The organism is Rhizobium leguminosarum (genome assembly GCF_004123835.1).
Lineage (GTDB): Bacteria > Pseudomonadota > Alphaproteobacteria > Rhizobiales > Rhizobiaceae > Rhizobium > Rhizobium leguminosarum_M.
Map to the genome: position 1 here is coordinate 1313550 of NZ_MZMU01000003.1, position 16975 is coordinate 1330524.

15 protein-coding genes, 1 tRNA gene and 2 pseudogenes are annotated in these 16975 nt (G+C 61.2%); 7 read left to right on the forward strand and 11 right to left on the reverse strand.

The window, feature by feature from the left end:
- Positions 1-29: 29 nt before the first annotated feature.
- Positions 30-431 carry a PilZ domain-containing protein gene (locus B5P46_RS10305; RefSeq protein WP_129418568.1) on the reverse strand — a complete coding sequence of 134 codons (402 nt, stop codon included), beginning with the start codon at positions 429-431 and terminating at the stop codon, positions 30-32.
- 221 nt (positions 432-652) lie between these two features.
- A complete protein-coding gene (locus tag B5P46_RS10310; RefSeq protein ID WP_129418883.1) occupies positions 653-970 on the reverse strand; it encodes a DUF2177 family protein in 318 nt (105 codons plus the stop codon).
- Positions 971-1084: 114 nt separating this feature from the next.
- Between B5P46_RS10310 and B5P46_RS10315 the strand changes: the two genes are divergently transcribed.
- Positions 1085-1531 carry a host attachment protein gene (locus B5P46_RS10315; protein ID WP_129418569.1) on the forward strand — a complete coding sequence of 149 codons (447 nt, stop codon included), beginning with the start codon at positions 1085-1087 and terminating at the stop codon, positions 1529-1531.
- Positions 1532-1697: 166 nt separating this feature from the next.
- On the opposite strand, the gene B5P46_RS10320 is transcribed toward B5P46_RS10315, so the two are convergent.
- On the reverse strand, positions 1698-2564 hold the full coding sequence (locus tag B5P46_RS10320; protein WP_129418570.1) for a LysR family transcriptional regulator: 867 nt from the start codon (positions 2562-2564) through the stop codon (positions 1698-1700).
- Positions 2565-2655: 91 nt separating this feature from the next.
- On the opposite strand from B5P46_RS10320, the gene B5P46_RS34890 reads away from it, so the two are divergent.
- Positions 2656-2907: a hypothetical protein gene (locus tag B5P46_RS34890; RefSeq protein ID WP_129418571.1), complete on the forward strand. Its 252-nt coding sequence runs from the start codon at positions 2656-2658 to the stop codon at positions 2905-2907.
- On the opposite strand, the gene B5P46_RS10330 is transcribed toward B5P46_RS34890, so the two are convergent.
- Positions 2858-3190: a hypothetical protein gene (locus B5P46_RS10330; RefSeq protein WP_129418572.1), complete on the reverse strand. Its 333-nt coding sequence runs from the start codon at positions 3188-3190 to the stop codon at positions 2858-2860. The genes B5P46_RS34890 and B5P46_RS10330 overlap by 50 nt on opposite strands.
- Before the next feature lie 352 nt (positions 3191-3542).
- Between B5P46_RS10330 and B5P46_RS10335 the strand changes: the two genes are divergently transcribed.
- Together B5P46_RS10335 and B5P46_RS10340 are read left to right on the forward strand one after the other, a co-directional pair.
- Complete coding sequence (locus B5P46_RS10335) at positions 3543-3983, forward strand: glyoxalase superfamily protein (RefSeq protein WP_129418573.1); 441 nt, start codon at positions 3543-3545, stop codon at positions 3981-3983.
- An 82-nt stretch (positions 3984-4065) separates the two neighbouring features.
- A pseudogene (locus B5P46_RS10340) lies at positions 4066-4999 on the forward strand (MATE family efflux transporter).
- 406 nt (positions 5000-5405) lie between these two features.
- On the opposite strand, the pseudogene B5P46_RS10350 reads toward B5P46_RS10340, so the two are convergent.
- The 7 genes and pseudogenes from B5P46_RS10350 to B5P46_RS10380 all read right to left on the reverse strand — a co-directional run bounded on the left by B5P46_RS10350 (position 5406) and on the right by B5P46_RS10380 (position 13544).
- Positions 5406-6234: pseudogene (locus tag B5P46_RS10350) on the reverse strand (helix-turn-helix transcriptional regulator).
- Between the two features lie 51 nt (positions 6235-6285).
- The gene (locus B5P46_RS10355) at positions 6286-6513 is read right to left on the reverse strand and encodes a DUF1127 domain-containing protein (RefSeq protein WP_129418574.1); all 228 of its coding nucleotides are present in this window, start codon (positions 6511-6513) and stop codon (positions 6286-6288) included.
- Positions 6514-6602: 89 nt separating this feature from the next.
- Positions 6603-7400 (reverse strand): 5-deoxy-glucuronate isomerase, encoded by a 798-nt coding sequence (gene iolB / locus B5P46_RS10360; RefSeq protein ID WP_129418575.1) that lies wholly within the window; start codon positions 7398-7400, stop codon positions 6603-6605.
- A gap of 214 nt (positions 7401-7614) precedes the next feature.
- Positions 7615-8532 carry a myo-inosose-2 dehydratase gene (iolE, locus tag B5P46_RS10365; protein ID WP_129418576.1) on the reverse strand — a complete coding sequence of 306 codons (918 nt, stop codon included), beginning with the start codon at positions 8530-8532 and terminating at the stop codon, positions 7615-7617.
- Positions 8533-8589: 57 nt separating this feature from the next.
- Positions 8590-10440 carry a 3D-(3,5/4)-trihydroxycyclohexane-1,2-dione acylhydrolase (decyclizing) gene (gene iolD / locus B5P46_RS10370; protein WP_129418577.1) on the reverse strand — a complete coding sequence of 617 codons (1851 nt, stop codon included), beginning with the start codon at positions 10438-10440 and terminating at the stop codon, positions 8590-8592.
- 201 nt (positions 10441-10641) lie between these two features.
- Positions 10642-12576, reverse strand: a complete 1935-nt coding sequence (locus B5P46_RS10375; RefSeq protein WP_129418578.1) for a bifunctional 5-dehydro-2-deoxygluconokinase/5-dehydro-2-deoxyphosphogluconate aldolase — start codon at positions 12574-12576, stop codon at positions 10642-10644.
- 92 nt (positions 12577-12668) lie between these two features.
- Positions 12669-13544, reverse strand: a complete 876-nt coding sequence (locus B5P46_RS10380; RefSeq protein WP_129418579.1) for a MurR/RpiR family transcriptional regulator — start codon at positions 13542-13544, stop codon at positions 12669-12671.
- A 207-nt stretch (positions 13545-13751) separates the two neighbouring features.
- Between B5P46_RS10380 and B5P46_RS10385 the strand changes: the two genes are divergently transcribed.
- The 3 genes from B5P46_RS10385 to B5P46_RS10395 all read left to right on the forward strand — a co-directional run bounded on the left by B5P46_RS10385 (position 13752) and on the right by B5P46_RS10395 (position 16528).
- The gene (locus B5P46_RS10385; RefSeq protein WP_129418580.1) at positions 13752-14867 is read left to right on the forward strand and encodes a Gfo/Idh/MocA family protein; all 1116 of its coding nucleotides are present in this window, start codon (positions 13752-13754) and stop codon (positions 14865-14867) included.
- Between the two features lie 185 nt (positions 14868-15052).
- Positions 15053-16270, forward strand: coding sequence for an NAD(P)/FAD-dependent oxidoreductase (locus tag B5P46_RS10390; protein ID WP_129418581.1), 1218 nt, complete (start codon positions 15053-15055; stop codon positions 16268-16270).
- A gap of 167 nt (positions 16271-16437) precedes the next feature.
- Positions 16438-16528: transfer RNA gene (locus B5P46_RS10395), tRNA-Ser, on the forward strand.
- Positions 16529-16975 lie beyond the last annotated feature (447 nt).

Below are 16975 nucleotides of genomic sequence, written 5' to 3' on the forward strand. Positions count from 1 at the left end.
CGGCAGCGCTGCGCGTGTCGTCGGCCTGTTCACGCGCGGAAGATCGGCGCACGTCGGGCGTCGATTGCTTCCATATTGCCGATCATGAAATCGGTACGGACGACGCGGCGCAGAACCTCGGGGTCCATGATGTTGATGAACCGCACGCCGATGCGTTCTTTGTGGCGGTAGACCTCGGCGCAGCCGATCCGGTAGGCGAGGCCGAGAATGTTGAGATAATAATGTTTCGGCAGACCGGCGGTGGTCGATACGACGAAGGTGGCGCCGCCCTGCGAGATATCGATGATCTCGGCGCTTCGCATCGACACGCCGGTCAGGCACGGGCGGACAGCGACGATGCGGGCGGGTCGCTTGACGTTGAACTCTTCCCAGCGCAGGTCGTAGACAGCGGATTTGACCGTGGCAAGGTGTGTAGCGCGGAGCATAGTCATTCACATTCTCCGTCAGACAGGGCACATTTGGGGTCTTGATCGCGAGCAAGCTGGTCTTGATCTCATTCAAGCTGGGGGTCTTGCTCCAACCAAGGTCACATGAATGTTTTGCACATTCGTCAAATATAAAATTACAATTTTAACGAGTTTAAACTTTGTACCCAAGCGGGACGCCCAATGTTCATTATCGGGACGCAGGCTTTTATCTCCAGGCTCCCGTTTCAGCCAAAAAATCTGACGGCGAGATATTGGCCGGCGGCAGTCAGCGCCGTCAGCAGCGTGCCCCAGGTCACGTCGACCAGGCTCATGGCGAGCGGCCAGTTGCGAAGCGTGGCGAGATTGGTGATGTCATGAGTGCCATAGGCAGCCAGTCCCAGAATGGCACCGTGGAGAAACGCCGTGGCGATAGAGGCCGCCGGATTGGGCGAGGGTAGCATCAGTGATCCTAACTGGTCGCGATAGAAGCTGCGGCGGCCGAGCCATATCCCGTCGCAGACGAGAAGCGAGCTTGCCTTTTTTACGCAGCCAAGGCCGAACAGATCGCCGCCCCTGCGATTTCGGTGCAATTTTCCCGAACTCTTTCAATGGCCGAGCGTTCTGCCTTGATCGATGAAGCATGGCGCGCTTCGAATGACGACAGCGAGGAGTTGAAGATGACCGACGTTAAAATCCCTTGGAAATCATGGGTCGTGGTCTGCAACGGAGCCAAGGCTCTGATCATGCAGAATGCCGGCGATGCCCAGCTGATGAACCTGAAGGTGCTGGAAACTCTGACGCAGCCGAGCGAGCCCGACCGCGAGATCGGGGCCGACAAGCCCGGCCGCAGCCATGCCGCCGATGGCTTCAGCCGCAGTGCTGTCGAGGAGACCAACTGGCAGGATCAGGCCGAAGCCCAGTTCCTGAAACAGGTCGCGGAAAGGCTGGATGAGCTGGCACAGGAAAAGGATGTCCGCCGCATCGTCCTCGTTGCGCCGCCGAAAGCACTCGGTGCGCTGCGGCCGGCGCTCAGCGCCGATGCGCAGGCAGCGATCTCTTTAGAATTGGCGAAGGACTATACCAATATGCCGGTCGACGAGATTGAGCGGCATCTCGCCGCCTGAGCCGGCAAAAAACCTACCTATTAGAGAAATTCCAGGAAAAGTGCGAAGCGGTTTTCCGTCCGGAATTGCGTAAACAAAAAGTTAGAGCGGTTCTGCGTTTTCATGAAAAGCTGAACCGCTCTAGTGAACGCGGGTCGAATGGCCCGCGTTTTCTCATGCCGTCGCGTCACGCGGACGATTTCTGCCCGGCAAACAGATCTTCATGATCGGCAAAGAGCGCCGCCAGGCGGTCGATGACGATCCTGACTTCCGGCCGTTGCCGCTCGTCGTCATGCGCAACGATCCACATTTCGTAGGTCAGTTCGTCGATGACAGGCCCGGCGCGGACGAGCCTGCGCTCCTGATCGCCGATGAAACAGGGGAGCACGCCGCGGCCGGCACCGCCGCGGATCAGGTAAAAGAGCATATGTGGTGTGTTCGTCCAACTGGTGATCCAGGAGTCCGGCTGTTCGAAAGTCCATTTGTCCGCCGGCGTAATGGCGGTATCTGTGCCGAGCGAGATCCAGTTGCAATTTGTCTCGTCATAGCCGGCCGCCTGATAAGCCGTATGCGCCACCTTGACCGAACGGCGTATCGCGACGTTGCCGCTCTCCGGCCGGCTGTGGCTAATGGCGATATGCGCCTCGCGATAGGTGAAATCGACGCTCGTATCGCAGGTCTTGTAGCACATGCGGAATCTGTCCTTCGGCGTCCAGACGCTGGCCAGATTGTCGGCGACGAAGCGCGAGGTCCAGCTGTCGGCGGCCGTCGAGACGATCGGCAGTGTCAGCACCTCGCCGCGCCAGTCGGAGATCGCACGCGCAGCATCCTGCATCAGCCGGACGCGATCGAGCAGCTCCTGCCCGTCCTTGGCGAGCAGATAACCGGTGGGGCCGCGGCTGAAGAGCGAGCGGCCGGTCACCCGTTCGAGCGCGAGCATGCGCCGGCCGATCGTCGGTGCGCTGAGCCCGGTGCGCGTCGCCGCCGCCGAAAGCCCGCCGCCGGTCGCAACATGGAAGAAAAGTTGCAGGTCGTCCCAGCTCGCATCTTTCATGGATGAAAACCCCCTTTCCCCAGCGCCTCTACATCGGACGGGCGCGAAGCCTTAGCTCAAGTGCTCCAGGAAATAGATGGAGGATGAAGCAATGGATCTCAACTGGGTTACTCTCTTTACGGAAATCGAAATCCGCAATCGCCGATTCCGCCATGATCCCTTGAGCGATCCGCTCGATCGTCCGGAATGGCGCGGATTTCTCTGGGCCGTTTCGATCATCGCGCGCCTTGTCGCAAGACGGGCTACAGAAACAAAGGTGCCGTGCCGCGATGATTCGTGGATCGGAAAAAGCCTCAGGTTTCGAAGTTCAATCGCAACACGTGGTGCAGGAATTCCGGATTGATCAGCATGTTGAAGCTGATCGTCACCAATTCGCCTTCGCGTTTGACCACGGTCGAGCCGATCTCGTCATGGATGCCGAGGATTTCGAGGAAGAAATGGCTCGGCATTTCCAGGTTCGGGCTGACTTCGAGCAATGCGCCGGCAAGCGTGATCGTGCGGATCAGGCAGCGCACCTGCGTTCCGGTGCTGAGGTGATGGCCGACGAAGATGATGTTGCCGGGCCTGTCGAGATTGAATTCCCTGTAAGCACGTTCCGGCTTGGGGTGTTCTGTGTCGAGGTGCATCTGAAAGGCCCTTTAGCCTCCGCTGTTATACGGCAGGATATTAGCTGAAGAATGCTGACACTTACTAAAGAACACCGTTAAGATTGAATGCTTATGTGAAAGCCGCGGGAAAATCGCATCGATTTCGTGCAGGTTTGCCCCAAAGCTGCGCATTCCTGAGGCAGATGCGCCATTCTTGACATGTCGGCGGCGTTCGCGCATACAAAGGCCGGTTCGAGGCGCCGGCCGCTCGCGGATGAAAGTCCATGGTGAAGTCCTCGCGATCATGGTCACGGCCCTTTGTGCATGCTGACTGGCGGCAATGCGAGCTCCCATCCACAGTCGAAGAGCATGCCTTACGAAGGCTCACTCCATGACGACGACCTATCCGGCCATTGACGAATTGAAGGCCCAGGCCAAGCGCCTGCGCCAGGCGATGAATGATCGCGGCACCACACTGACCCACAGTGCGGCCCTGGAAATGATTGCCCGCCAGCACGGCGTGCGCGATTGGAATACGCTTGCGGCCCTTGCGGCAAAGCCCAATGCCGCTCCCAAGACGCCGCTCTTCATCGGCGCGCATATTCGCGGCCGTTATCTCAATCAGCCGTTCACCGGCGAAGTCCTGGCGCTTTCGGCCCTGCCGGACGGCGACCTCCACAGGATCACCATCCATTTCGACGAGCCGGTGGATGTCGTCACCTTCGAGAGCTTCTCGGCCTTTCGCCAGCGCGTGAACGCGCAGATCGATGCCGATGGCGTGTCGCCGAGGAAGACCTCGAACGGCGTGCCGCATCTGGTCCTCGATCTCTAGATTGTTTTTGTCCTTTTGAGACCGTCCGGATCCGGCTGATTTAGCCGGATCGGGCCCTGCATCATATCGCACGGATTTCTCCATGACCGATCTTTCCCAAGGCAATGCCTTTCTCACCGGCTGGCTGCCGGGCGTCTTCATCAGGACGGCGGCACCGATCGTCGCGATCACCACCGTCAACGGCCTGTTCACCGTCGTCGACGCCTATTTCCTCGGCGCCTATGTCGGCCCGGACGCGCTCTCTGCCGTCAGCCTGATTTTCCCCGGACTGATGCTGCTGGTCGCCCTGCAATCGCTTGTCTCGAACGGCATGGCGAGCATCCTCGCCCGCCGGCTCGGCGCCGGCGATCGTCAAGGCGCGCGTCGGGTGTTTGCCGGCGCGCATGCGCTGGCGTTCGCCGTTACCCTCGTCCTCAATCTGGTCTACTGGACTGTCGGCCGGCAGATCATCGATGCCGGTGCCGCCGGCAATGCTGCCGTGGCCGATGGCGCCATGCTGTTCATGGGCGCGATGATCGCCTGTGCGCCGGTCGGCTTCTTCCTGTCGCTGCATCTCGACGGATTGCGCTGCGAAGGCAAGATCGGTTTCATGACGCTGGTGACGCTGTCGGCCTCCCTGCTCAACATCCTCGCCAACTGGCTGTTCATGGCGGTAATGCATTGGGGTGTGCTCGGTTCGGCAGCCTGCACCATCGCCTCGCAATTCGCCTGTCTCGCGGCCGTGCTCGCCTATCGCTGGCATCGGCCGGCGGCACTGAGGCCTTCGGCGGGATTTGCTGATCCTGTCGTCCTATTTCCAGTCGATCGGCGATGCGCCGCGCGCCGCGATCTTCGGCCTGTCGCGGCCCTATCTGCTGACCCTGCCGCTCACCTTCCTGCTGCCCTTCGTCTTCGGCGAACAGGGAATCTGGATGGTGCCGGTCTTTGCCGAGGCAGGCATGTTCATCCTTGCCTTCCTCGTGCTGTCGCAGAATGCGAAGCGCCGCGGTTGGCGCTATGGACTTTTACCAACCTGAGACGGAAAAGCCGCACTCGCCAGCACGGCTTTTCCTGCTGTCGTCTATTCCTTGCCGCTCGAAGCGGCCGTTGTCGCGGCTTCCGCCTCGTTCAACGCCTCGGCGCATTCCTGGCAGCAGACCTCGACAGTCTTGCCGCCGAGCTTGACGGTGATGGTCTCCGCGCCGAGTTCGCAGTCGCAGGCAGCGCATGTGGTATTCTTCATCTGGTGATCCTCCGTTGATCGTCCCGCGATCGGGACAGGCTGATAAGACCATCGAAGACCGCATCGCCGCTGTCGAAATCTTTAGCGATTGACCCCCCGCATAATTCCTTAAGTCGGGATCGATTTAAGGAATTATGCGGGGATTCAAAGTGCTACAGCGTCCTTTGCGCGTCTGAAAAGACGTGCGGCGCTGTAGGCTTTCACTTGCGCCGCAGCTGCGCCGCGCGCTGGAATTCGGCCGGAGTCTGCCCGAAGGACTGCTTGAAGGAAGCGCTGAAATGGCTGTGGCTGGAAAAGCCGAGATCGAGACCGAGCGCGGTCAGATCCTCATACTGGCCAAGCAGATCGAGTGCACGGGCAAGCCGCAGCCTAGCGGTAAAGTGGCGTCGCCTCGACCTGCTGGAAGACCTGGGTGAGATACACGGGCGAGACGCCGACTTCCGAGGCGATTTCCGCAAGCGTCCAGCGCCGGGCGAGATCGGAGGAGAGCACCAGCTTTGCCCGGTCGACGAGTTTCTGCCGGCCGGCGCTGGCACCCGCCGCATGCGACGTGCGCTCGCCGAGCGAGCGGCGCACCAGTGTCAGCGCCAGTATTTCCGCTTCCAGCGTTTCGGCGACGTTGCGGCTGAGACCATGACGCAGGAGCGCGACCAGCGCCTGCGCGCGCGGATCGATCCGCCGGCGCTGGCGGCGGAAGGCAAAAGCCGGCCCGGACTGCACCTGGTCTTTCGGCGCGAGCTCTTCGAGCATGGATTCGTCGATCGCCAGATCGATGCAGGCGTCGCCGCCCTCGATAGGGTGGCTGATCCGATATCCCTGACCGGCATTGAAGAACAAGACCTGATTGGCTTCGGCCACCGTATCATTGCGGCCGACATGGCGCATGAAGACGCCGCGATATGGATAGACGAGGCTCGTCCTGTGGGCGCATTCCTCGTCGCTCTTATGACGGCACTCGCCATTGCAGATGATGTCACGAATAGTGACCATCTTCGTTTTCAGAAGCGGTGCCGTTGAGAACTGCGACATTGCATAGTCCGTATCAGACAGGCCAGAACCGACGGTACTTATAACAGCACTTTAGTAACGGCTGCAGACATGAACATCGCTTTGCGTCTGCCCCCTGGAAAGGCCGATATCCTTCAGCTGTTCGTCGGAAAGCTCCATCAACGCATTCCGGTTGCGCCGTTCGTTTATTTTGCGGGCCAGCCAGCGCGCCGCCGTGATTGCGGCAAGGAACAGGCCGGGTCGCGTACGGTGTGAAGAGCGAATATTTCGGGCCGGTATCGTGAAATTCGAACTGTGCATGGTGATCCTCCATCCGTGTTGGGATGGAGGCAGTGAGCCATCAGCGGCGATTTCGCGCTGTCAGATTATTTAGCGATCGAACGCGACGCCTACGCCTTCAGCAGCCACTCGTGCTCGGCGGCATTGTGGAATTTCCAGATACGCTGCGGCCCGGCCATGACGTTGAGGTAGTAGAGGTCGTAGCCATGGCAGGCGGCGCAGGGATGATAGCCCTTCGGCACCAGCGTCACATCGCCGTCCTCGAGCGCCATTGCCTCGTCAAGCGAGCGATCGTCGGTGTAGACGCGCTGGAAAGCGAAGCCCTGCGGCGGGTTGAGGCGATGGTAATAGGTCTCTTCCAGGAAGCTCTCGTTCGGCAGGTCGTCCTGGTCGTGCTTGTGCGGCGGATAGGAGGAGGTGTGGCCGCCCGGCGTAATCACCTCGACGACCAGCAGCGAATGCGCCGAGCTGTCGTCTTCCGGCATGATATTGTTGACGTAGCGCACATTCGTACCCTTGCCGCGCGTCACCTGCGGATGTGTGCCGGGCGGGATGGCCTTTGCCTGATAGGTACCGCCGCCGGGTGCGGAGCAGACCGCGAGCTCCAGATCGGTCTCCGCCGTCACCGACCATGTCGATTCCATCGGGATGTAGAGCGCATGCGGGGCGCCTTCGAACGGGTTCATCCGGTCGCCGAGCGTGCCGAAATCCTTGATGCCGGCAGACGCCTTGCCCTTGCCGGTCACCCAGACGAGGCAGACTTCCCGATCGCCCGTCTCTCCCGAAACGGTTTCGCCCGGCTTCATCCGATGCAGATCGAAGCCGACATAGGTCCAGCCGGCATTTTCCGGGGTGACATGCGTGACGCGGCCATGCGTGCCGGACGGTTTCACCTTGAGATTTGGCATTGGTGTTTTTCCTCGTAAGTTGGCGGGTGCGGCCCCCTCATCCGGCTGCCGCCACCTTCTCCCCGAGGGGGAGAAGGGATATGCCGCACCGTCTTTTTCCCCTTCTCCCCAACGGGGAGAAGGTGCCCGAAGGGCGGATGAGGGGGCTTCTTGCTCCAGCAGTCCGATCAGCCTCTCCTCCTTGTGGGGAGGGGTTGGGGGGTCTTTCGTTCCGTTATCCCTTGGGGAAGCCTTCCGTTTCCACGGTATAGCCCGCAGCCGTCATGACGCGCATCAACTCGGCGTGACCGATCTCGGCCATTTTCTGCGGCGGAGCCTTGCGCGGATCCTGTTCGGCCTCGACAACGAACCAGCCTTCATAGCCGTGATCGGCCAGCCGCTGGACGATGGCGCCGAAATCGAGCGAGCCGTCGCCCGGTACCGTGAAGGCGCCAAGTGCCACCGCATCGAGGAAGGACTGTCGGCTACGGTCCAGTCCATCCACCACGGGCTTGCGGATATCCTTGACGTGAACATGGTTGATACGGGCGTGGTGGTTTTCGATGGCACGCAGCACGTCGCCGCCGGCAAAGGCCAGATGCCCGGCATCAACCAGCAGCGGGATGCCTTCGCCCGAATGGCGCATGAAGGCGTCGAGTTCCGGCTCGGTTTCGACCACGGCAGCCATGTGATGGTGGTAGGAGAGCGGCATGCCCTGCTCGGCGCACCATTCCCCGAATTCCGTGACGCGACGCCCATAGGCCTTCATCTCGTCATCGGAGAGGCGCGGCTTGGTCGCCAGCGGCTTGGAGCGGTCGCCCTGGATCGAGCGGCCCACCTCGCCATAAACGATGCAGGGCGCGGCGACGGCCTTGAACAGTTCGATCATCGGTGCGATGCGGTCCTTGTTGGCAGCAAGCTCCTCGTCAACCAGCGTGCCCGAGAACCAACCGCCGCACAGCGTCACGTCGGCGGCGCGAAGAATCGGCAGCATTACCTCCGGATCCTCAGGGAAGCGGCGGCCCTTTTCCATGCCGGTAAAGCCGGCACAGCGTGATTGCCGCAGGCATTCCTCCAGGGACACATCGTCGCTGAGCTCAGGAAGATCGTCGTTCCACCACGCGATGGGCGACATGCCGAGTTTGGCCTTCATCAACATTCTCCTTAAAAGCATTGCGGAAGAGCCGGGACGCTCTTCCGAGAAATCATATTAGCCGATGCGCTGGGCGGCACGCGCTGCGACATAGCCCTTGCGCGCCTCGTTGACCTGTTCGCGCGGGCTGACCTCAGGCACCGCGACATCCCACCAGTGGCCGCCGGCCTCCGTGGTAACAAGCGGATCGGTGTCGATGACGAAGACCGAGGTGCGGTCGTTCTTCTTCGAGTCGGTGATCGCCTGCTCCAGCTCGGCGATCGAGGCCACCTTGACGGCGATGGCGCCCATGCTTTCGGCATGCGCCCGGAAATCGATTTCCGGCATCACCTCGTGATAGGAGTCCTTCAGCAGATTGTTAAAGTTGGCGCCGCCGGTTCCCATCTGCAGCCGGTTGATGCAGCCATAACCGCGATTGTCGAGCACGACGATATTGAGCTTGAGGCCAAGCATGACCGAGGTCGCAAGCTCGGAATTCATCATCATGTAGGAACCGTCGCCGACCATGACGACGACATCCCGTTCCGGATGCGCCATCTTGGCGCCGAGCCCGCCGGCGATCTCGTAGCCCATGCAGGAAAAGCCGTATTCCATGTGATAGCTGCCCGGCGCCGTCGCCGGCCAGAGCTTGTGCAATTCGCCGGGAAGGCCGCCCGCAGCGCAAAGCACCGTCGTATTCTCGCCGCCGAGCGTGCGCGCCACTGCGCCGATCACTTGGGCATCGGAGGGCAGGGCGGCATTGGTCGTCGCCATCGCTTTGGCAGCGGCCTCCATCCAGACCTTCTTCTCCGCAGTTGCCTTCTCGGCGAGTGCGGCCGGCGCCTTCCAGCCCGAAAGCCCTGCTGAAAGCGCCTTCAGCCCTTCGCGGGCGTCAGTCACCAGCGGATGGCTGTCGTGCTTCACTGCGTCATAGGCGGCGATGTTGAGGCCGATCATCTTCAGGCCGTCGTTCTTGAACAGCGCCCAGGAGCCGGTGGTGAAATCCTGGCAGCGTGTGCCGACGGCGATGACGAGATCCGTCTCTTCGGCGATCGCATTCGCCGCCGAGGTGCCGGTGACGCCGACCGAGCCGAGCGCCAGCGGATGGGTCTCGTTGATCGCCGACTTGCCGGCCTGGGTGACGACGACGGGAAGGCTATGGGCCTCGGCAAAGGCGGCAAGCTCCTTCGTCGCCTGCGAATAAAGCACGCCGCCGCCGGCAACGATGACCGGCTTCTGCGACGCCTTGATCAGTGCGATGGCATTCGCCAGCTCGTCCGCATCCGGCTGCGGCCGGCGGGTCGTCCAGACTTTTTCATCGAACAGGCTTTCCGGATAATCGAAGGCTTCCGCCTGAACGTCCTGACAGAGCGACAATGTCACCGGGCCGCAATCGAGCGGATCGGTCAGGACCTGCATGGCGCGCTTCAGCGCCGTGATGATCTGCTCGGGCCGGGTGATGCGGTCGAAATAGCGCGAAACCGAACGGAAGGCATCATTGGCCGAAATCGTGCCGTCGCCGAAATCCTCGATCTGCTGCAGCACCGGATCGGGCGCACGGTTGGCGAAAACGTCGCCCGGCAGGAAGAGAACGGGAATACGATTGACATGCGCCACGCCGGCGGCCGTCACCATGTTCAGCGCGCCCGGACCGATCGAGCTCGTGCAGGCCATGAAACGTGTGCGGAAATTCGCCTTGGCATAGGCGATCGCCGCATGCGCCATGCCCTGTTCGTTGTGGGCGCGATAGGTCGTCAATTCCTCGCGCACCTGATAGAGCGCCTCGCCGATGCCGGCGACGTTGCCGTGACCGAAGATCGCCCAGACGCCGCCGAAGATCGGCACTTTCTTGCCGTCAACGATCGTCATCTGCTTTTTGAGGAAATGCGCCACGGCCTGCGCCATCGTCAACCGTATCGTCTTGCCCATCGGGTCCTCCCGCAATCTTTCTTTCGTGTTTCTCCCCTCCCCAACCCCTCCCCACAAGGGGGAGGGGCTAACCCGCCGTGCCGCCGCATTTCACCGCAACCTCGCGTCCGCAAGGAGCTCGTTTGTGGCGTGAAGCGATGCCTCAACTTAAGTCCCTCCCCCTTGTGGGGAGGGGTTGCGGAGGGGTCTTAACTCTATATCCTACTGAAGCCCACGCGTCTTAAGCCAGGCCTCTGTCAATTGCCGGAAGCGGCCGGCCATGTCGGCGATCGCCTCCTCGTCGTTCATTCCGCCCGAAAGCCAGGCACGCGCCGGATCGGCAAAGATCGTCCGGCCGACGGCAAAGCCCTTCACGGAGGGAGCCGCCAGCGTCGCCTCGAAGCAGGAGATCAGCTCGTCGGCGGGCGCCTCGAGGCCCAAGAGCACGATACCACGGCACCATGGATCATTCTTGGCGATCACCGCATCGATCTTCTTCCAGGCCTCGGTCGATGCCTGCGGCTCGAGCTTCCACCAGTCCGGCTTGATGCCGAGCGCATAGAGTTCCTCCAGCGCAGTCGCAATCGTATCGTCGGTGAGCGGCCCGTTCTTGCCGGCGATGATCTCCACCAGCAGCTCGCGGCCGACCTTGCGGGACGCCTCGAACAGCGTCCGCAGTTTCTCCTGCTGCTCCGTCTTCAATTCTGAGGGGTCGTCGGGATGATAGAAGCACAGGCACTTGATGCAATGGCTGAGTGGCCATTCCACAAGCTGCGAGCCGATATCCTGGCTGAATTCGAAGCGCAGCGGCTTCGAGCCCGGCAGCTCCACCGGCCGGCCGATCCAGGAGAAATTCTTCGTCGCCGCGTCGAAGAAGGCGTCGCGGCCGAAGCGTTCGTCGATCAGCATGCCGTAGCCGTCGCGGCCGTTCGAAACCCGCGCCGCCGCGGCAACCGCCAGCCGCTTGAAGGCGACGATCTTGTCGTGGCCGACACCGAGTTCATCGGCGACGCTGACGAGCTGCGAACGGTGGTCGATCGCCAGCGCCATCAGAAGCGGGATTTCGCCGCGCCGGGTCGATGCCCAGTGGATATGGTTGATCGCCTCGTCCTTGCGCAGCGCCCGGTGTTGGCTGCCGGTCGTCAGGAAGAAGTCGAGTTCGGCCCAGGTCGGATATTCCGGCGAGCAGAGCAGGCGGGAAACGGCGAAGGCGCCGCAGGCATTGGCCCAGGTGGCGCAGGTCTTCAGTGGCTCATCGCGCAGGAAGCCGCGCAGAAAACCGGACATGAAGGCATCGCCGGCGCCGAGCACGTTGAAGACTTCGATCGGGAAACCCTGGCCGATGATGCCGGCTTCGAGGTCGTCGGCGATCGGTCCGTCATAGACGATGCAGCCCATGGCGCCGCGCTTGAGCACGATCGTCGCCGGTGAAAGGCGGCGGATCTCCTTCAGCGCGCCGAGCACGTCGTCGGCGCCGGAAGCGATGAGGATTTCTTCCTCGGTGCCGACGATGAGATCGCAATCCGGCAGCGTCTCCTTCATCTTCGAAGAGACGCGGTCGGACTTCACGTAGCGCTCGAAGCCCTCTGCATGGCCGGCAAGGCCCCAGAGGTTCGGTCGGTAATCGATGTCGAAGATCACCTTGCGGCCGTTCGCCTTGGCGATGCGGATCGCCTTGCGTTGCGCGGCCTCGGTATTCGGCCGGGAGAAATGCGTGCCGGAAACGAGAACGGCGCGCGACGACTTTATGAAATCTTCATCGATGTCGCCTTCATCGAGCGCCATATCGGCGCAGTCCGACCGATAAAAGATCATCGGCGACACGCCTTCGGCCTCGACCGCCAGCAGCACCAGTGCCGTCAGCCGCTCCTTGTCGGTGATGATGCCCTGAGTCGCCACACCTTCGCGCCCCGATTGCTCGCGGATGAAACGTCCCATCTGTTCGTCGCCGACGCGGGTGATGAGGCCGGATTTGAGGCCGAGCCGCGCCGTGCCGATGGCGATATTGGCCGGGCAGCCGCCGACGGATTTGGCGAAGGAGCCGATATCCTCCAGCCGTGAACCGATCTGCTGGCCGTAAAGATCGACCGAGGAACGGCCGATGGTGATTACATCAAGCGCCGGCTCCGGCTGTGAGCCCGGATTCGATTGTACCATGATGTCCTCCCGCTAGATTTTGCGCGGCTTCCAGTGCCTGCGAATTTTCAATAATGAAACATCGGTTCCGATATTTTGTCAATTCGGAATGTTTATTCCATTTTCGCTTTTCCAGCTTTTGAGTGCTGATGCTTGCGGCGCCGTTCGGCGATCGCCACCGGCAGCGCCATGGTCAGCGCCATCGAGGCCGAAAGTGAGCGGAAGCCGGCGAAATCGGCCTCCGCCACTTCGAACCAATGCGTCGCGCAGGCGGCAAGCGGCGAGAAGGCCGAATCGGTGATCGCGATGACGGGCACACCGCGGTCGGCAAGCTCCTGGCTCTGGCTGAGGCTATCGGCCGCATAGGGCGAGAAGCTCGCGGCGATCGCCGCATCCCTGGGGGTTGCGAACTGCACCATTTCAGGGTCGACGCCGTTCGGCGAGGCGACGATCTGGTGGCGGATGTTGAGCTTGGAAAAAGCGTAGGTCATGTGCGCCGTCAGCGGGTAGGAGCGCCGTTTGGCGATCAGATAAATCGTCTCGGCGCTGGCAAGGATATTCACCGCTTTCGTGAAAGTATCGCTCTGCACCGTCGCCGCCAGCCGGTTGACCGACTGGCTGGCGGCGGCAATGAAGCCGGAGAGCAGATTGGCGTCCTCATCGTCGCCGCTCGCCTGCTCCAGCGTGACGAGCCGCTCTTCATAGCTCAGCGTCCTGTCGCGCAATCTTTCGCGGAAAATGCTCTGCAGGTCGGAAAAGCCTCCGTAACCCAGATGATGCGCCAGCCGCACCAGCGTCGAGGGCTGAACGTCGGAGGCGGCAGCGATGCTTGCCGTCGTGCCGAAGGCGATTTCATCAGGATTGCCGAGCGCGAAGGCGGCGACCTGCGCCAGCCGTTTCGGCATACTCGCCTTGCGCTCGATGATTGTGCTGCGCAGGCTTTCGAAATCGCGCGGCACGCGCACGTGCCTCTGGGGATCGTTATCCATGCTTGCGGCTCACGAGATGAAACAAATATTCCATATTATCGAGCATAGACGATTTCAAACGACACGCCTAATTGTTTTTAATCCCCTGTAATTGAAGACTTTTAGACAGTTTGTCAGGGAAGGGCACAGAGATGCCTGAGAGAAGATCCCTTGTCAAAATGATCCAAATATTCCAAAAATCCGCGCGCAGCTCTGGAGGAGACGGAAATGAAGCCACTCGGCATCGGTTTGATCGGCACTGGCTATATGGGCAAGTGCCATGCGCTGGCGTGGAATGCGGTAAAGACGGTGTTCGGCGATGTCGAGCGTCCGCGTCTCGTGCATCTGGCCGAAGCCAATGCCGGGCTGGCTGAGGCTCGTGCCGGTGAATTCGGCTTCGAGAAGGCAACGGCCGATTGGCGGGCGCTGATCGCCGACCCCGAGGTCGACGTCGTCTCCGTCACCACGCCCAATCAGTTCCACGCCGAGATGGCGATTGCAGCCCTTGAGGCCGGCAAGCATGTCTGGTGCGAAAAGCCGATGGCGCCGGCCTATGCCGATGCCGAGCGCATGCTGGAAACCGCGAAGCGATCCGGCAAGGTTGCCGCCCTTGGCTATAATTACATTCAAAATCCTGTCATGCGGCATATCAGGACTCTAATTGGCGAGGGCGCCATCGGCACGGTCAACCATATCCGCGTCGAGATGGACGAGGATTTCATGGCCGATCCCGATGTCTTCTTTTATTGGAAGAGCGAGCTTTCCGCCGGCTACGGCGCGCTCGACGATTTCGCCGTGCACCCGCTGTCGCTGCTCTGGTATCTCTTCGGGCATGTCGAGGCCGTCATAACGGATATGGTCAAACCCTATGCCGACCGCCCGCTGAGCGAGGGCGGTCGCCGTGCCGTCGAAAACCACGATGGCGCCAACGTGCTGATGCGGCTTGGTGGCGGCATCTCAGCCGTGTTGATGGCGAATCGCGCCGCCTGGGGTCGCAAGGGCCGCATCGCCCTGCAGATTTTCGGCTCGAAAGGCTCGATCGTCTACGACCAGGAGCGCATGAACGAATTCGAACTCTATCAGGCTGACGGCCGCGGTTCCGAGCAGGGCTTCCGCAAGATACTGGCGGCACCCGCCCATCAGCCCTATGATCGGTTTATCCCGGCGCCAGGCCATGGCCTCGGCTTCAACGATCTGAAGATCATCGAATGCCGTGAGCTGATCCGGGCAATTTCAGGCGAGCCGTCGTCGATCGTGACATTCGAAGACGGTCTCAGGATAGAGAAGTCGGTGCATGCCATGGCACAGTCCTTCCACGAGCGCCGCTGGATCGAGATCGGCTGAATGTAAGAGGCCGCTTTCCGTTGACGGGGCGTGGGCTACTGCATAATCCCTGAAATCGGGATCGATTTCGGGGATTATGTAGAAACTCAAAATGCGACAGCGTCCTTTGCGGGTCTGAAAGACACGCGGCGCTGTCGGGAATAGGCCTTGGCGTGGTTGTCGGGCGCAGCTTCAGGAGTGAGATCGTGACGGATAGACTGGTGATCATCGGCGCGGGACAGGCCGGTTTCGCATTGGCAGCCAAGCTGCGTGCGTTGAAGGATACGCGCCCGATCACCCTGATCGGTGCGGAAGACGTCGCCCCCTATCAGCGCCCGCCGCTGTCGAAGAAATACCTGCTCGGCGAAATGACCTTCGACCGCCTGCTGTTCCGCGCCGAGCACTGGTATGCCGACAATGACGTCGAGCTTCGCCTTTCGACCTGGGCCGAGCAGATCAAACCGGACCGCAAGCAGGTTCTGCTGCAGGACGGCTCCGTTCTCGATTACGGCACGCTGGCGCTGGCCACCGGCTCGACGCCGCGCCGGCTGCCGGCCGCAATCGGCGGCGATCTCGAAGGCGTCTATGTCGCCCGCGACAAGCGCGATGCCGACCTGCTCGCCGACGAGATGCGCCCCGGTCGCCGTGTCCTCATCATCGGTGGCGGTTATATCGGTCTCGAGGCGGCGGCCGTTGCCCGCCATCGCGGCCTTGAGGTCACCGTCATTGAGATGGCCGACCGCATCCTGCAGCGCGTCGCGGCCAAGGAGACCGCCGACATCATGCGCGTGATCCACGAGGCCCATGACGTGGTGATCCGCGAGAAGACAGGGCTCAAGCATCTGATCGGCAAGGATGGCCGCGTCACCGGCGCCGCACTTTCCGACGGATCGGTCATCGACATCGATTTCGCCGTCGTCGGCATCGGTGTCGCCCCGAACGATCAGCTTGCCAAGGAAGCCGGCCTCGAAGTCGCCAACGGCATTGTCGTCGACGAATTCGCCCGCACCTCCGATCCGGCGATCTTTGCGGCTGGCGATTGCGCCGCACTTCCCTGGCAGGGCGGCCGCATCAGGCTCGAATCGGTGCAGAACGCCGTCGACCAGGCGGAAGCGGCGGCGGCCGTCATCGCCGGCGGCAGCGAGCCTTATGATCCGAAGCCGTGGTTCTGGTCCGACCAGTATGACGTCAAGCTGCAGATCGCCGGCTTCAATCTCGGTTATGACGAGACGCTGCTGCGCCCCGGCGCCCGCGAAGGCGCCCATTCGGTCTGGTACTTCAGGGAAGGCCGGCTGATCGCCGTCGATGCGATCAACGACGCCAAGGCCTATGTGACCGGCAAAAAACTGCTGGAATCCGGGACCAATCCCGACAAATCGATTCTCGCCGACCCTTCTGCTGACCTCAAGAGCCTGCTCGGCTGAGCTCGGCTTCTTCATCGAGAGAACGAAGCGCGATCAAACTCCGCGGATTCGCCAGGAAATGCGGTTTGTTTGCGCAACCGGCTGAATTGCAGCTCGCTGCATTTCTTCTGGTGAAAACTCAAAAAACCCTTGCATTCACAGACCGGTCACCATAGTTAGGCCGCACCGGAGAGGTGGCCGAGTGGTCGAAGGCGCTCCCCTGCTAAGGGAGTATACGTCAAAAGCGTATCGTGGGTTCGAATCCCATCTTCTCCGCCATCCCGATTTCCTCAGCACGCATCGATCGTTAGTTTCTGGTAGGGAATCATGTTCGCTTAGTCGGCTAGGCCGGGCGACGAAACAATCTCTCTGCCTCAAGCGAGAGAATCGCCTGCGGGAATCACCTCCCGCGCTGAAGCCACCAGCAGGGGGCGAAAGCGGATCGGTGCACGTCGGGTTACGCTTCCGGCAATCATGAATCCCCCGCAAGAGCCGCATTTTGTCAAAAAAGCGTCACGAATGTGTCGCAAAGCGCATGTCCAATTCTTTGCTGACCTGACCTAAGCCTCCGCAAAATCAGCGTTTTCTTAACAAAATATAAAGGAAAGCGAGGCCGATTGCCCGACTTGTGTCCTTTCAGCAACAGAATGTCGGGAAGGCTGCCTCAAATCACCCATCCGAGTAAGTTGGTGATTGCGTGACGGCTTCCGTCTTGTATTTTCAGTG

Coding starts and splice junctions, on each gene's coding strand:
- B5P46_RS10305 (WP_129418568.1), bottom strand. CDS start 431: ATGACTATGCTCCGCGCTACACACCTTGCCACGGTCAAATCCGCTGTC.
- B5P46_RS10315 (WP_129418569.1), top strand. CDS start 1,085: ATGACCGACGTTAAAATCCCTTGGAAATCATGGGTCGTGGTCTGCAAC.
- B5P46_RS10320 (WP_129418570.1), bottom strand. CDS start 2,564: ATGAAAGATGCGAGCTGGGACGACCTGCAACTTTTCTTCCATGTTGCG.
- B5P46_RS34890 (WP_129418571.1), top strand. CDS start 2,656: ATGGATCTCAACTGGGTTACTCTCTTTACGGAAATCGAAATCCGCAAT.
- B5P46_RS10330 (WP_129418572.1), bottom strand. CDS start 3,190: ATGCACCTCGACACAGAACACCCCAAGCCGGAACGTGCTTACAGGGAA.
- B5P46_RS10335 (WP_129418573.1), top strand. CDS start 3,543: ATGACGACGACCTATCCGGCCATTGACGAATTGAAGGCCCAGGCCAAG.
- B5P46_RS10355 (WP_129418574.1), bottom strand. CDS start 6,513: ATGCACAGTTCGAATTTCACGATACCGGCCCGAAATATTCGCTCTTCA.
- iolB (WP_129418575.1), bottom strand. CDS start 7,400: ATGCCAAATCTCAAGGTGAAACCGTCCGGCACGCATGGCCGCGTCACG.
- iolE (WP_129418576.1), bottom strand. CDS start 8,532: ATGAAGGCCAAACTCGGCATGTCGCCCATCGCGTGGTGGAACGACGAT.
- iolD (WP_129418577.1), bottom strand. CDS start 10,440: ATGGGCAAGACGATACGGTTGACGATGGCGCAGGCCGTGGCGCATTTC.
- B5P46_RS10375 (WP_129418578.1), bottom strand. CDS start 12,576: ATGGTACAATCGAATCCGGGCTCACAGCCGGAGCCGGCGCTTGATGTA.
- B5P46_RS10380 (WP_129418579.1), bottom strand. CDS start 13,544: ATGGATAACGATCCCCAGAGGCACGTGCGCGTGCCGCGCGATTTCGAA.
- B5P46_RS10385 (WP_129418580.1), top strand. CDS start 13,752: ATGAAGCCACTCGGCATCGGTTTGATCGGCACTGGCTATATGGGCAAG.